Genomic DNA, 14,980 nt, shown 5'->3' with positions numbered 1-14,980 from the left:
GGTGTGGTGTATTCGACAACTTCAAGTTGTCGAATACTCCACACCCCGGCACGCCCGAAGGGGGTTATCACACGATGTGGGCGTTGCGGATCGCATTGACGAATGTTCGCCATGCTTCCGAGGAGAAGTCGAGCATCGGCCCACGCCGGTCCTTGGAGTCGCGGACCGATGCACCGCCGCTCCGGAAAGCCGCCTCCACACACTCGGTTCCGCTGCCCCCGCTGTACGAGGACTTGAACCAGGGGCCGTTGCCTCCCGCGTGTTGGCGGTTCTCCATCACAGCTCCTTGCCGACCCGTTCGATAAACGCCGCCGAAGCTGTGATGTCCAGCGCCTGCGCGCGTAGGTATTCGAACGCCAACCTATATCGCGCGAGCTCCGGCGGCTTCTCCATGAACAAGCCGCCGCCGATGATGTCCACGTAGACGACGTCGAGTGCTGCCGTGGGCCCACCCAGAACGACGAAGCTTCCCACTGCGGCCGCGTGTGCGCCGGCCTCGAACGGCAGGATCTGAACGGTCACTTGAGCGGTTCGTGCCCTCTCTTGGAGAGCCCGGAGCTGCTCGCGCATGGTGTCCTGGCCACCGACCATCCGCCGGATGACCGCCTCATCGATCACGGCCCAGATGTGGGGCGGATCTTCGCGCTGCAACAGTTCCTGACGCTTCATACGGATGTCGACCATGTGCGTCACTTCGTGCTCGGTGCACCGCATTTCGGAGGCGCGGTGCACCGCTTCCGCGTACGCGCGTGTCTGCAGAAGGCCCGGGACGTACATGCAGGCGTAGTGGTCCTCGCGAACAACCTCGTCCTCCAGCGTGAGCATGAGGTTCATGGATTCCGGGATGGGATCGGCGAGCGACCGCCACCAGCCCTGAATCTTCGCGCCTTTGGCCAGCTCCACGAGAGCCAGGCGCTCATCGTCGGACGCGTCGTAAGCACGGCACAGCGCGTCGATGGCGGGCCACTTGACCGTGCCCTCCTTCGTCTCGTACCTGCTCAAGGTGGCTTTGGAGATACCCACCAGCGCGCCGGCATCCTCCAGCGTCAGCCCCTTGCGTTCGCGGAGACGGCGCAGGTCGGCACCGAGCTGGCGGCGCCGGGTCGTTGGTCCAACAGCCATGGTTCAGAACCCTCCCAATCGATCGCCAAGAGCCTGCATGTCGGGGCGTAGCCGACACAAGAGAGCGCACGCCGGGGGCGTGAGCGCCTGCCCGCACGCCAAGCGACGGTGTTTGAGAGTTCCATTTTGGAACTCCCACTGCCACTCTATGAGGTGGGCCCATTACATTGCGCGATTATCGCGCTCCCTGCGGAGGGAACGAATCTCGTGGACATGTGTCAGTACGTTGTCCCACGCAAGGCGTGGGAGCTTCACTTTCTCGCTGAGCCGGAGGAAGTCTCCGCTCTCCGGCGGATCACCCGCCTCCGCTTGGAGGCCTGGGGACTTCACAACCTCATCGACGCTGCGCAGCTCTGCCTCAGCGAACTCGTGGCCAACGTCATCACCCACGTCGGACGAGGAACCCCGACCACCCTGGGGGTTTCGATGAACGGGACGCATCTACGCATCGAGGTCCGCGACCCCGACGGCCGCGTGCTGCCGGTACTCCTGAGTGCCACAGCCACGTCGGAGTCGGGCCGCGGATTGGGGCTGGTCACCGCGATGACCGACCGGTGGGGTGTGATCCCGACGGACAGCGGCAAGACGACGTGGTGCGAGATCGCCACTGGCTTGACCGCGGCGAACAGCGCAGCCGGCGGAGCACGGGTGGCCAAGGCAGAGGCGCTGCTCACCCTCTATCGATGTGAAGCAGTGATCGGTCCTGTGGCCAAGGGCCCGGTCAGCCTTGCGGTGGCAGAAGGGGCTGCGGTCGACCTGATCGCGGATGTACTCCATTGGCTTCGAGCCCATGGGCGTGACCCTGACGAGATTCTTGACCGAGCTCAGATGCACTACGAGGCTGAGGCAGCTGGCTGATGGAACTCACGGAGATCGGGGATCTGTGTCGGCGTCGGTTGAATTCTGGTTCTGGATCACTTTTACTGCTGTGCTGACGGAGCGATACCGCCCAGGGGTGGCCGTTATGCGGCCAGGAGGACCCGCTTCCGCAGCAGGTCGAGACCGAGCATCTGCCGTTTGAGCACCCTGATCCTGTTGGCCTGTCCTCCACCGCACCCGAGCTGAACGGCAACGTCAGTCCCGGAATCCAACCGACGCTGACGCTGACCACCCGTCAACGAGGCATGCTGGTCGCGCCACTGATCGGGTTGGGCCAGTGACGAGGCTTCCCGCGTGGATGAACGCATCGAGATTGAGCAGGCGTTAGCCCCCTTGCGCTAGCAGCTGGCCAGTGAGGTGAACCACTCGGCGTGGCGGGGCGTGGCTGATTCGCTCGCAGCAGGAGGTACCTGGAGCGATATGGCTCGGCCGAGGTATCCGGTGCTCGACAGGTTTCTTCTGAAGGCGAGTGCAAGCGGCTGCTAGCTTCCCCCCGCCTTCGTCGAGGAGGAGCCGCCACAGCTCTCTGTGCGGACGCTACATTCCTCTTCAACTGTCCAGTGGCCGTCCGGGTACTGGACAGTCTTCCGGAACTCCTCGGTCACGGTTTTGGTCTCGGTCCATCCGGACTGGCTCTCGGGCATGACGGTGCTCCTCGGGCTCGGGTGCGTGGAACAAGGGTGAATAGGGGCAAGACAGCTTTGGCCGACCCCAGATGCCGGAAACGCGCTGGGTCGCACGACTGCTGGGGCAGGTGTATTGCGGTCGTTAATGCTGGGGCGGTGGGGTGCCGCTGAGGGTCAGGCCGCCTCAGTGGTGATTGCCGCGCGCATGACCATCTCGGCGTAGCCGGGAAGCCCTTCGCCCATCAGCACCAGCGCAAGGCGCATCGATTCTCCTTCCACACGCTTACGACCTCCGAGCAAGAGTGTTTCGGCGATGCCTTGCTCACCCTGGAGGTGCAGTTCGGAGATGGCATGGGCGATCTGCATCGGGGTCATCACGTTGCCCGCGGACCAGGCCAGACTCAGCACGTCCCGCCGTCGCCCTGCCGCTTGGTGGGCGGCAAGGGTGTCAAGGGTCAACTGAACGCGCTTGTCGAAGTTGCGCCGGTCGCCTGCCGGTGGGGTGCCGACCGCATTCGCACGCTCAACTTTGGCGGCGGTCTGCACGCTACGAATGTGTGACGGCGAGGCCGGACGCTGGATCGCATCGCCGGTCTGACAGGTCGACTGGTGGCGTGCCGCTGCGGTAGCCCTGAGTTCCTGGAGCTCAGGGAGTGTGACCGGGAGGCGGCTCGATGTGGCCGCGCGCTGCACGGACTTGTAGATCCTCTCGAGCTTGCATACGTCGGGTACCCGGCGAGCGCGGCGGTAGCAGGACAGGGTGCTCGGACGAAGGCCCGCCTTCTGTGCCTTGGCCTTCTGCTTCTCGTCGGGAATCGCATCGATCAGACTGCTGAACCTCGCTGCGAACTCCTGCCGGGCGGGACTGCTCCCCTCGCAGAATCCGCCTTTGACCTGCCCGAATCTCGGCATGAGAGATAACCTTTCTCGAGGACTCGAACCGTTCCGCTCATTGTGGTGCACAGGACTGACATCTCCGGTCAATGTCGCACGCAGGGCGGACAGTTGTGGACAGTCTGACGTACGGGGTGGGAGATCGGGAGTCCTCGCACGGCTTCGCTAGCTCACCCTTGATTGCAGTTGGCTGTGTTTGCACTTACGCCCCTGCCTGGTTCCCCGGCCTGTTTGCAGTTGGCCGCAAAGATCGCTTGTGCCTTGTAAAGACCGCTCTGGGCGAGTCGAATGAGTTCTGACGAATCGAGCATCATGACCCTGGCCGCAACCGTGCGACGTCGCTGATGAAGCCGGACGCAGTTGGGGCAACGAGAGCGTAGGAGCAGGAGGCGAACAAGATCGTGATGGGCGAGGAACTGCCTTCGTGGCGGGATGAGCGACCGGGAGCCATGGTGCGGTGCGCGCTGTGGTTGCTGTCAGAGGTCGGGGTCGGCAACATCTTCACTAAGGCTGAGCTGCGTGAAGCCTTCCCGGAGACTGCTCAGATCGACCGTCGTATGAGGGATCTGCGGGACCGCGGTTGGCGTATCGACACCAACCGGGACGACCCCACGCTGAGGACGAGCGAGCAGCGCTTCGTCGAGAAGGGGGCTGAGGTCTGGAAGCCGGGGCAGAGCCGAGCGCATACGACGGGTGTGAGCGTCACAGCAACTCGCCGCTTGGAGGTGTTCGCTGCGGACGACTACATGTGCCGGGTCTGCGGTATCGCCGGCGGTGACGCGTACGAGGACGGCAACGGGATCGCGCAGTTGGACATTGCCCGTCGCGAAGTACGGAAGTCGGCGGGACGGACCGAGGTCGAGCTGGTCACCGAGTGCCGGAGGTGTCGTGTCGGCGGGCAAGGCAGCCAAGCTGATCCAGACAAGCTTCTCGGCGAGATCAGGCGGATGAGCGAGATCGAGCGGGAGCACTTCGCTCAGTGGGTAGCCGACGACCAGCGGGATTTCAGCACGATGGAGCGCCTTTGGGGCGCGTATCGCAGGCTGCCGGCGGAGTCCCGTCAGACTGTCCAGGCCGCGATGAAGAACGAGTGACTGGGGTTGACTGGGCGATGTTCCTGCCGTGGGCAGGGGCGGCGAACTACCCAGAGGCCGGCAGGGCGGAGTAGAGCAGAGTGCCTGCACGGTCTCGAACCGCAGGTTGAGCGAACATGAGAGCGAGCTAAGGGCATGTCGAAATTTCCCCTACCGCCGAAGGCCGTAGAGAACAGTGAGCTGATCTCCCGCCGCCTCAAGGAGGCGGTGGACAGTGGCCGCCCGGCAGAGACAGTCACCGTTGAGTGGAACAACAAGCCACTTCACGTTGGTGTTGTCGAGGTTCCGCTACGCGATCTCTATTACAATCCGGCCACGCACAGGATCCGCGCTCAGCGCAGTCTCAAACCGGAGCTGGAACAGAAGCTGACGGCGGATCCCTGGCTGCCCGAGAGTCAGGAGTACCTGCACTACCTGCTGCTCGGCAAGCCTGCCAACCCTGATGAGTCTGACCGAGATTTTGAAACCCTTAAGGAAAGCCTGGCCGAAGTGGGCCAGAAGGAAGCTGGGCTCGTAACGCGTGAGGGTATTCTCGTCAATGGGAATACACGCGCTGCGGCTCTGAAAGAATTGAAGCAAACTTCGATCCGCGTCGGAGTACTGCCCGCATCCTTTACTTGGGATGACATCGCTTCCGTCGAGCTCGCTCTGCAGCTTCGCCCGGATAAGCGTCGTGACTATTCTTATATCAACCGCCTGCTTGCGATGGAAGAGCAAGCCTTCATGGGCAGGGCGGCTGAAGATATCGCTCGAGACTTCCATATCCAGACTAGGACTTATCACCAGGAACGCTGGATTCTTGAAGTAATCCAGGAGATGATTAGCAGGAGTCAGACTGTAGATGGTGCCCGCCTGCGGCTAGTGGATTTTGAGGGACACCAAGAAAATCTTAAAGAGTTGCATCGGAATTTCACGAGCCAGCAAAGCCAGGATCAAGCAGAACGAGTGAAAGAGAACAGAATTTCAGCAATCATCCTCGGGTTCGCCAAAACGCGAACCCGCCTTATTGGCGAAGATTTCCAAGAAAAGCATTTGACTAAGCATCTCCCCGTAGAATTCCAATCGGCCGGGGGGGTGAACCCTGTGGCCGGGAAGATTCCTGGACTCAACGTTACTGCCCCTGCCGTGTCGGGAGAGGTCGCGAAAGCCAGAGCAATTACTGATCGAATCCTCCAGGCTGTGGCAGCAGAGGTGTCGAACCAGCTGCCCAGTGAAGCGACTGTTGACGCCAGGGCCGCAGTAGTAGCGGTACGAAAGGGCATGAGGCGAGCGCTCGACGTAGCCGAACGCGATGACAAACTCCGCAGGGTTCAGCAGACTGCCGCAGAACGCCTGGATGATGCTAGCGCAGCCATCAATCAAAGCATCTCTGACCTCGTACAGGCGCGCTCCACCCGGAGTCTGGACGAGGACGGTTTTGACGAGGCAGTGGTACGGCTCCGGGGAAGCCTGGCTAAATTGGCACGGCAGGCAGTCCGCGGCCTTGATGAGCCAGGCGATGGCGTCGCCTGGCTGTCCGAAGCCGTCCGCGGGGAAAAATCATGACTGCCACGGACGAGCCGACACTAAGAATTGATTTCGATGAGACGCGGACTAAGGTTGTTCTGAGGACGGTCCCGCGGTGTCATGAGCAACTGGTAAGATTTTCAGCCCGCTTCACGACCGGCAATCAGCGGGGAGAACTGGCTGCGGAAGTAGATCTAGAAGAGTTCCTTGCGAACCTTTCGATACTCAGTGGCTGGCACGACCCTATGGGGGTGCGGTTCGCCTCTGATCTTCAGGATCTCGCTGAAGGATCCGTCCAGGACGCCCAAGCCGTGGAACAGCGCCTCGAGGCGGGGACGAAGGGACAGGATGTCGTCGGGGAGGTCAGGGCTGACGAGGTCCGTGGCCAACTCGGAGTCAGTTGGCAGGCCCCACTAACGGACTTTCAGCTCCGGGATATTGCCAAGCTCTTGTCGTTGACACATGGCGCGAACTTTAGTGTCCCTGGTGCCGGAAAGACTCGAACTGCTCTCGCTGTTTACACGGCGCTTCGTGAGGCCGGGCGGGTTTCTCGTCTGCTGGTGGTGAGCCCGAAGTCGGCCTATGAGGCGTGGCAAGAGGAAAGTGCACTGTGTTTCGCTGAGCCTCTCCGGATAGAGACTCTGGAGAAGAAGCTCGATCTCGGCGCGGAGATTCTGCTGGTCAACTACGAGCGGTTGAACCGTTCACTCACGACCTTGGCGAATTGGTTGAGTGCGGCTCCGAGTATGATCGTGCTGGATGAGGCGCACAGGATGAAGCTAGGAGTGCGCGGCACATACGGAACTGCATGTATGGCGCTTGGTCCGCTGGCACGCAATAGGTTGATCTTGACCGGTACGCCGGCCCCGAATGGGGCTAAAGATCTGGAGAGCTTGCTCTCCTTCGTTTGGCCAGGTCACGGTCGGCGAGCAGTGGACCGGGCAGTTTCAGGAGGCGACCTCGCGCACGCGAGCAAAGTGTTGCGGCCCTTGTTCACCCGCACCACGAAGCACGAACTCGGATTGCCTCCCGTGGACGTACGCATCCGGTACATCGAACTTCCGGCAGCTCACCGCAAGCTGTACACGGCCCTTATTGACCGCCTCGCGGAGGCCGGATCGGCGGAGCAGGAGCGGTTCGCCAAGCTTGGGAAGACCCTTGTCTATTTGATGATGGCGAGTACGAGCCCCACGTTGCTGTCTGAGGGGGGAACACGCTACGAACCGCTGCCGTTCTATGTGCCGCCCTTGGAAGCTCCTGCTGGCGGTTCGTTGCACGAGCTGATGCGCGAGTTGCCTAGGTACGAGCTCTCACCGAAGTACGAGGCGGTACTGAAGACCGTCGCCGAGAACGCGGCAGCGGGACGAAAGACGCTGGTGTGGTCCACATTTGTGCGAAACTTGACCTCGCTGGAAAGCGCGCTCGCAAAATTCCAGCCCTCGATCGTCCATGGCGGAAGCACAGACCGCGAGGATCAGATCCAGCGCTTCCGCAAGGATCCAGACTGCATGGTGCTGCTCTCCAACCCTGCGACCCTGGGTGAGGGAATCAGTCTCCACCACGTCTGTCACGATGCTATCTACGTAGACCGGGATTTCGCGGCTGGGCGTTTTCTGCAAAGCCTCGACAGGATTCACCGACTGGGACTCGCACCCGATACAGAGACCCGGATCACCGTACTCGTGGCAAGCGGAACCATCGATGAAGTAGTCCAACAGCGCTTGGCCACGAAGCTGGAGTTCATGGGAACGATCCTGGACGATCCCTCGGTACGACGCCTCGCTGACCCAGAAGAAGAGGAAGAAGCCTCTCTGGGGATGGACGAGGCGGATCTACGGGCGCTGCTAAGCCACCTGGACGCTGGTCGCTGACTGCGCAGGCGATCTTGCCGCATCTGCAGAGCTGGTCAGGGCGCTGGGTGCGCGGCTCAAGACGGGGCAGGACCAGTCAGGTGCTCGGCAGCACCGGTCTGCGGATTCTCGCCGATCGGCGACTGTCCGGCATGCCAGGGTCTGGGCCAGGTGTCTGGTACCTGCCGCGCGTCCGGCTGCCCGTCCGTTGTCACAGGTGCCTGCGAGACTGCCTGGGTCCAACAAGTAGATCTGCGGAGTTGTGTGTCGGCCGATGTGCAGCACAGTCTCTGCGACACTTGTGTGTCTGCGATGAACCACACCAGGAGGATTCGATGGGTTCCAGCGACCACTTGCTGACCTCGATCGAAATTTGCGCGGGAGCCGGCGGGCAGGCTATCGGACTGCACAAGGCACTCTTTAAGCACCTTGCGCTTGTTGAGATCGACGAACACGCTTGCTCGACCCTGGAGGAGAACGCTGTCAAGCGGCAAGCCTGGCCTGACTGCCAGGTTGTTAAAATGGATGTGAAAGATTTCGTTGGTTCAGAGCAATTGGCTGGACTTCCTGTGGGGAATGAAGAGAACGGCAAGAAGAAGGGGGAGTTGGACCTATTGGCAGGTGGTGTCCCCTGCCCTCCTTTTTCTCACGCGGGCAAGCAACTGGGAAAGGACGACGAGCGTGACCTTTTCCCTGTGATGCTAGACCTGGTGAAACATCTGAAACCAAAGGCTGTGATGATTGAAAATGTCCGCGGTATTCGGGACTCTAAGTTCGACGGATATCGGGCTGACGTCGTCAAAAAACTTGAGGATCTCAAGTATGTGAAGTGTGAATGGGATGTTTTGGAGGCACATCATTTTGGGGTTCCGCAGCTCCGGCCGCGTGCCATTCTAGTAGCGATTCGCCAAGACGTCTTGGAGAGAGCTGAATCCAGGGGAGTCAAGTTTGTGTGGCCGACTCCCACAGTCACTGCTCCTGTCACTGCAGCGGCAGCTTTGGAGACGTCTATGGGGAGACGTCTTGAGTTGCTCAAAAAATCCTTTCCTGAATATTCCTTGCAAGCCGATGAAGCATTCGCTCATTGGTGGAATAAGTCATATAGGGGCGGGGTGGCACCTACCCTTGTAGGTGGCTCTAAAAAGCATGGCGGGGCGGACCTGGGGCCAAGCCGAGCAAAGGCGGCTTGGAAGTCGCTCGGCATTAATGGGCTCGGAGTTGCTAATGTGATGGAAGAATGTCTCCCTGAGAGGGATTTTCTGACTGATTCTGGCCCGATGCTCACGGTCTCGCAGGCGGCGATTATTCAAGGGTTTGACGAAGAATGGGAATTCTCTGGCGGTAAGACTGCCCAATATCGTCAGGTAGGAAACGCCTTCCCTCCTCCGGTGGCTGAGGCGGTAGGGAGGGCAATCAGCGATGTGCTTCGTGCTGCAGAACCTGGATTTTCCGACCGTGTTGAATGTGATGAGGAGAGGATTCCCTCAGCCCGTTTCGCGGTCGACTCTGAGTTGGTGCCGGCGACTGCTGACAGCAACGGAGATCGCGAGCGCGCATTCGTCGGGTGACTCATGCTCCCAGAACCGGAGAGCTAGCCAGCCAGCGTCCGCGAGCTGCTGATCAGTGTCACGGTCTCGGGCGATGTTCCTGGCGACCTTTTCTGACCAGTAGTCGGGGTTGGTTTTGGGGGATACGTAATGCTCAGGACACCCGTGCCAATAGCAGCCGTCAACAAATACGGCTACCCTGGCAGGTCGGAAAACTATGTCGGCTGTCCTGCGAAGGTCCGCCAGCGGCTTGGCACACACGCGATAGCGAAGCCCCTGGGCGTGTACGAGCCGACGGATGAGCTGTTCGGGCTTAGTGTCGCGGCTTCGGATGGCCTGCATGTTCCGCCGGTTTGCTGCCGAGGAGGCCCACGAACCTTCGGGGGGCGTCCATCGACTGTCGGCCACGCTGCTCCTTTCAGAGGCATAAGTGCTTTTGTCGTTACGATTCCAGATTTGTTGTCTTGTCTATCGGCAGTGCGATCCAGTCATCCCTGGGTAGGCTGATGTTTCGTGCTGCTGCGAGGTCTCTGTCTTCCTGCCATGTTCCGCACAGTAGTAGGAGTCCTCGTTGGGCGGCCCGCTCCTTGATCGCTCGCGCGCGGCGTACTGGGTCTCTTTTCCCTGCTCCCACCGTTTCCAACACGCTACGTGGAATTATTACTCCTTTAAGGTACCCAAATAGAATGAGCATGCGCTGTTCTTGCCCGGGTTTATCGGCGAGAATCTCACTGGCCTGTTCCTCTGTGAGGTATGTCAGAGGGTTTACCGGGAGCGGTGACCAGTCGTAGAGCGGCATGCTCCATTTTTCGAGAGCTTCGACGGCGATGCCTCGTTTTCCGTCTTTGTTGCCGCTGCCACGGTAAAGCCACGACCTGTGTGTGCGCATGAGCCAGGTTCGGTGGCGATTTTTCTTTAGCTGTATTTTAGTGCATAGGCAGAGTTGGCAGTGGGCCTCGCTGGGAACGGCCCAGTTGTCTCCGACAGTCGCCTTAATATCGACGGCCGCACCAGAAATCGAGGTATCGAGCGGTTTGGCTTTGGGCCAGTCGAACGATCGCAGTACTTCGTATTCAAGTTTCGCACCGACGGAGGCGCGTTCTCCAGGGTGGACCTTGGGGGAGAGAAGGTCGAAGCGACCAGTGCGTTGGCCATCGAGTACATAGTCGATGGCAGACCGGATCGCTTCAGTGTACTTTTCAGCGACCGGTCTGCTTGTGATCTCTTGAAACACTTGCTGAAGCTCTTGATCATCGCTGGGGGCCAGTAGCCGATGCCCGGAAACGTCCATGTTGGCGCAGGTTTCCCCAGGCTGTTGCAGCACGAGCCGGGCCACAGGTAACTCCTTTGCAGGGGGTGAGAAGCAGGATATTGCCGCCAGCGCTGCCGCTGGTTGGCAGAGCCAGCGGCACCAAGGCGGCTCCGCAACTCCATCAGCGTCGCTAGGTACCGTACTGCTGCTGCGGAGCGTACGGAGAAGCGTGCGGTCGCTGGTTATCCGCTGGGTGGCTGAGCAGCCCGTAGCCGAGGTGCGGCGGGCCAGGCCGCTGGATGCCCGGAGGCTGCCGGACGGTCGGCTGTTGGTAGCCCTGCGCGTGGAGGCCACTGCGCTTCGGGCGGCTGGACCCCTTGCTGGTCCATTGCCGGCAGGCGGGCTCATACGGCCGAACGGGTGAATGGACGGAGACCGCCTGCCGCGCACCGCTCAAGCCGTGGCCGGGTTGCCGCAGCACTTCTTGTACTTGCGGCCCGACCCGCACCAGCAGGGCGCGTTGCGGGGCGGGGGCCAAGGGGTGGCCATTCCCATTTCGGCGAGGTGGGCGGCGTAGGTCGCGGGGAAGCCCTCCGACTCCGGGTTCTGGTGTTCGTCGCGGGCGTGCGACTCGTAGCCTCTGACGCTGGCTCGGGCGGCGGCGAGAGGGGTGATGCCCTCGTCGGAGAGGCGGCGGAGGGCTGTCTCGACGCGGGCCAGGTGGGTGGCGTGGTCGGTGCCGTAGAGGTCGGCGAACGAGAGTCGGCGGCGGAGGAGTTCGGGGAATTCGGACGCGGGCCAGAACAGGACGGCTGTCAGGCGGAGGCAAGCACTGCGGGCGGCGGCCAGTGCGTCGATGTGTTCGAGTTCGCGGGCCCAGACTTCCGGGTCCCTCGATGCCAGGGCGTCGATTCGGGCCGGGGAATGGAGCTCGTCGAGATTCGGATTCGCCCTGCCGCGCATCAGCGGGAGGCGGGTCTCGTGCAGGGTGTGGGCGAGGCGGTCCCAGTCGTCGTGCGGTTCCCCGAGCTGGCGGCGCACCCGGTGGCGGCCGATGAAGAGCTGCTCGATGTAGTGGTCGTCCGGCGCGATGGAGTCCGGCGCGGGCACGGGGCCCAGGGTGTGCGTGATGCCGGCCGTGAACCACTCCATGGCGGCCGGCAGGTCGTCGTGCACCTCGAAGGTCTCGGCGATGAAGTTCCAGGGGGCGGGATCATGCGGGGACAGGCGGGGGCGTAGCAGCGCGGACGCGGCGCGGGCCTGGGGTTCGAGCTCCGCTCGCCATAGGGCGCTGATCCGGTAGCACTCCAGCATGCACGGGTCTTCGGGGTCGCTCTCCAAGAGCTCGTCGAAGATGTCCAGCGCTCGGTCGTGGTCCCCGGCCGAGGCCCAGCTGTCGGCCGCCTCGATGAGGAGCTCCTCGCGGTCCTCGGGGTACTGGCGGGCGAAGTCCTCCAACTCACGTGCGGAGGCCGTGTGATCGGGCGCGGTCCGGGGCGGGGGGAGGAAGATCGGAGGGATCGGCGAGGGGGCCGCGGCGGGGCGCTGCCCCTGCTTCGTACGGCGTGGCTTCTTGGACACGCGGGGGACGCTACTGCTCCGAAGCGATGGCGTCAGCCTTGGGCCAAGGGCTCGCTGGGTGCGATCGGGGGAATGAGGGGAATCAGGAGGATCAGGGTAGGGGCTCGCCTGGGTTTCTCCCGGGGTGCCGACCCGCTCGGCCGGATTCCGGAGGATTCGGGCGGGCTTCGCCGGCTTCGCCGGGTGCATCGGGTCCATCGGGCTTCGCCGGTACGTCAGCGCCGGTGAGACCGGGCTGCTGCGGGGCGTACGGGATGTACCGGGGGCGTACCGGGCCTACGGTGCCGAGCCCGGCGGGCGGCCGTACGAAGCGCTGTGCGGAGCGTCGTACGGGGAGGGGTGCGGCGGCCGGCCCGGCGGTGCGTAGTGCGGTTGCCGGTAGCCGCTCTGCGCGTATCCGCCCTGCTCGTAGCCGGTCTGCTGGTACCCCGGCTGCGGGTAGCCGTACGGGGTCTGTTGCTGCGGCGCCCAGCCTTGCTGCGGCCCTTGCTGCGGTCGCTGCTGCGCCGGGGCGTACGCCCGCGCCGCCGTCGCGTGAGTCGCGTGCGTGAGCGCCGGCGCCGCCAGGTGTTTGCGCTGCCACAGGTGATGCAGCAGCTCCTGCTCGCGCGCCGTGAAGTCCCTGTCCGGTGCGCCCCGGTGGGCTCTGGCGCGGAGGAAGGCCAGGGAGGTGGCGAACGAGGTGTACTCGCTGACCGTGCGGGCCGCCGGTCTGCCGTGGCGGTGGCGGGTGACCGTGCGGGCCAGGTTGCGGGCCTTCATGGAGGACAGGGCCACGGGCTCGGGCGGGGTCAGCCAGCCGGCGGCCTGGTAGGCGGGCAGGTGGGCGCGTATGGAGCGCAGCCCGCTCTGCCGGGCCCAGATGACCAGCCAGGTCAGCACGCCGAAGACCGGGACCATGAAGAGGCCGTAGACGGTGATGAAGCCGTACGGGCCGAGGGTGGACGAGCCGTTCCAGACGCCGTGCAGCAGCATCGCGGTGAGCAGGCCCATCAGCGGCAGCAGGACGCGGCGGACGCGCTGGTGGTGCCCGGCCATGGATGCTATGCCGAAGGCGAGGCCGGTGACGCAGGTGAAGAGCGGGTGCGCGAACGGCGACATCACTATGCGGATGAAGAAGGTCGCGGCGGTGGTGGACTGGAGGCCCGAGTAGCCGAGGTGCTGGTCCTCGCCGAAGGCGTTGCCGAGATAGAGGACGTTCTCGGTGAAGGCGAAACCGGTAGCGGTGATTCCGGCTATCACGACGCCGTCCACGATCCCGTCGAAGTTCCGGCGTCTGAAGAGGAACAGCAGCAGCACCGCTGCCCCCTTCGCGCTCTCCTCGACGAACGGCGCGACCACCGTCGCACCCCAGGTGTCCGCCGTGGCCGGCGACGCGGCGGCGATCGTCGACGCCAGCCACTGCGTCGCGAAGCCGTTCGCGATGATCGCGACGAGCGTCGCGGCGCACGCGCCCCACGCGAACGCGAAGGCGAGGTTGCGCCAGGGCTCCGGCTCGACCCGGTCCAGCCAGCAGAAGGCTGTGACCAGCAGCGGGACCGGCAGGACCGCCAGGCCCAGCCCCACCAGGAAGCCCTCGGGGCCCGTCTGCTCGCGCACCAGCGCCAGGATGACCAGCCCGGACAGCGTCAACAGCGTGATCAGCCCGACGGCGAGCAGCGTTTTCCTGCCGCCGTACCAAGGCGCGCGGCGCGGTTTGTAGCGCCACTCCGAGGGCGCGGGCATCCCGGCGAACTGGGGGCCGCGGTCGGGCGCGTACGCGGGAACCGGCGGTGCCGCCGGGCCTGCCGCCGGAGCCCCGTACGCCCCACTGCCCGCTCCTGGGGCGGACGAAGCGGACGAAGCGGACGGCGCGGGGACGGCCGGTACTGGCTGGCCGGACTGCGACGACGGGGGCGACTGGTACGGGGGCGGGTGCACCTCACGACCCTAACCAGCCCACCGTGCGTCGGGCGATGCTGTTACGGGTGTGATGACCTTTGCCCGGTCGCTTCGCTTCCGCTCGCGCCCCCTCGTGCGTCTGTGCGCGATCTCTTACGAGTCGGTGAGGTGGTGGGGGTGGGGTGGGGGAGGAGGAAGGTGGGGCGGCAGAGCGGGGCGGGGCGTGGTGGTTACGGTTGGCGCTTTCGGAACAGCAGGTCGTGGACGACGTGCCCCTTGTCCAGGCCCTGGCCCTCGAACCGGGTCAGCGGGCGGAACTCCGGGCGCGGGGCGTAGCCGCCGTCCGGCTGCGTGTTCTCGAAGTCGGCGCTCGCGCTCAGCACCTCCAGCATCTGCTCGGCGTACGGCTCCCAGTCGGTCGCGCAGTGCACGAGCGCGCCGGGCGCGAGCCGGGGTGCGAGCAGCTCGATGAACTCCGGCTGGATCAGGCGGCGCTTGTGGTGGCGCTTCTTCGGCCAGGGGTCCGGGAAGTAGACCCGCAGACCGGCGAGGGCTTCGGGGCCGATCATCTCGCGGAGCAGGATGATCGCGTCGCCGTTCGCGACCCGGATGTTGGACAGGCCGTTCCGCTCCGCGAGACCGAGCAGATTGCCGATGCCGGGGGTGTGGACGTCCGCCGCGAGGATGCCGGTGTCCGGATCCGCGGCGGCCATCTGCGCGGTCGCCTCGCCCTCCCTCCCCGTCGTTC

Annotated in this window: 13 protein-coding genes; 5 read left to right on the top strand and 8 right to left on the bottom strand. The window is 63.7% G+C overall.

Annotated features, from left to right (window positions below; genetic code table 11):
* Positions 1 to 67: 67 nt before the first annotated feature.
* Positions 68 to 277, bottom strand: coding sequence for a DUF397 domain-containing protein (locus QMK28_RS17945; RefSeq protein WP_326439084.1), 210 nt, complete (start codon positions 275 to 277; stop codon positions 68 to 70).
* A complete protein-coding gene (locus tag QMK28_RS17940; RefSeq protein ID WP_326439082.1) occupies positions 277 to 1,122 on the bottom strand; it encodes a helix-turn-helix domain-containing protein in 846 nt (281 codons plus the stop codon). Before QMK28_RS17940 ends, QMK28_RS17945 begins: the two co-directional genes overlap by 1 nt.
* 213 nt (positions 1,123 to 1,335) lie before the next feature.
* Between QMK28_RS17940 and QMK28_RS17935 the strand changes: the two genes are divergently transcribed.
* Entirely contained in the window at positions 1,336 to 1,980 is a 645-nt protein-coding gene (locus tag QMK28_RS17935) for an ATP-binding protein (protein WP_326439113.1), read from the top strand.
* Positions 1,981 to 2,801: 821 nt separating this feature from the next.
* On the opposite strand, the gene QMK28_RS17930 is transcribed toward QMK28_RS17935, so the two are convergent.
* Positions 2,802 to 3,539, bottom strand: coding sequence for a hypothetical protein (locus tag QMK28_RS17930; protein ID WP_326439080.1), 738 nt, complete (start codon positions 3,537 to 3,539; stop codon positions 2,802 to 2,804).
* A 386-nt stretch (positions 3,540 to 3,925) separates the two neighbouring features.
* Between QMK28_RS17930 and QMK28_RS17925 the strand changes: the two genes are divergently transcribed.
* The 4 genes from QMK28_RS17925 (at position 3,926) to QMK28_RS17910 (ending at position 9,539) form a co-directional block, all read left to right on the top strand.
* A complete protein-coding gene (locus tag QMK28_RS17925) occupies positions 3,926 to 4,615 on the top strand; it encodes a hypothetical protein (RefSeq protein ID WP_326439078.1) in 690 nt (229 codons plus the stop codon).
* 135 nt (positions 4,616 to 4,750) lie between these two features.
* Positions 4,751 to 6,160: a transcriptional regulator gene (locus QMK28_RS17920; protein ID WP_326439076.1), complete on the top strand. Its 1,410-nt coding sequence runs from the start codon at positions 4,751 to 4,753 to the stop codon at positions 6,158 to 6,160.
* The gene (locus tag QMK28_RS17915; RefSeq protein WP_326439074.1) at positions 6,157 to 7,992 is read left to right on the top strand and encodes a DEAD/DEAH box helicase; all 1,836 of its coding nucleotides are present in this window, start codon (positions 6,157 to 6,159) and stop codon (positions 7,990 to 7,992) included. Before QMK28_RS17920 ends, QMK28_RS17915 begins: the two co-directional genes overlap by 4 nt.
* A 314-nt stretch (positions 7,993 to 8,306) precedes the next feature.
* Positions 8,307 to 9,539, top strand: coding sequence for a DNA cytosine methyltransferase (locus QMK28_RS17910; RefSeq protein ID WP_326439072.1), 1,233 nt, complete (start codon positions 8,307 to 8,309; stop codon positions 9,537 to 9,539).
* Here the strand turns inward: QMK28_RS17910 and QMK28_RS17905 are convergent.
* From QMK28_RS17905 to trmB, 5 genes are all read right to left on the bottom strand, one after another.
* Positions 9,456 to 9,926 (bottom strand): very short patch repair endonuclease, encoded by a 471-nt coding sequence (locus QMK28_RS17905; RefSeq protein WP_326439070.1) that lies wholly within the window; start codon positions 9,924 to 9,926, stop codon positions 9,456 to 9,458. The two genes, QMK28_RS17910 and QMK28_RS17905, sit on opposite strands and share 84 nt — an antisense overlap.
* Before the next feature lie 34 nt (positions 9,927 to 9,960).
* Entirely contained in the window at positions 9,961 to 10,854 is an 894-nt protein-coding gene (locus QMK28_RS17900) for a NaeI family type II restriction endonuclease (RefSeq protein WP_326439068.1), read from the bottom strand.
* A gap of 369 nt (positions 10,855 to 11,223) precedes the next feature.
* A complete protein-coding gene (locus tag QMK28_RS17895) occupies positions 11,224 to 12,351 on the bottom strand; it encodes an SEC-C metal-binding domain-containing protein (RefSeq protein ID WP_326439066.1) in 1,128 nt (375 codons plus the stop codon).
* A 276-nt stretch (positions 12,352 to 12,627) separates the two neighbouring features.
* Positions 12,628 to 14,076 (bottom strand): PrsW family intramembrane metalloprotease, encoded by a 1,449-nt coding sequence (locus QMK28_RS17890; protein WP_326439064.1) that lies wholly within the window; start codon positions 14,074 to 14,076, stop codon positions 12,628 to 12,630.
* A gap of 386 nt (positions 14,077 to 14,462) precedes the next feature.
* Positions 14,463 to 14,980, bottom strand: a 518-nt coding sequence (gene trmB, locus QMK28_RS17885; protein ID WP_326439062.1) for a tRNA (guanosine(46)-N7)-methyltransferase TrmB, incomplete at its 5' end; no start/stop codon positions are given.

It is taken from the genome of Streptomyces sp. H27-D2 (genome assembly GCF_035828615.1).
Taxonomy (GTDB): domain Bacteria; phylum Actinomycetota; class Actinomycetes; order Streptomycetales; family Streptomycetaceae; genus Streptomyces.
Note: the sequence above shows the minus strand (reverse complement) of the source record. Positions and strands in the feature narration are given on the sequence as shown.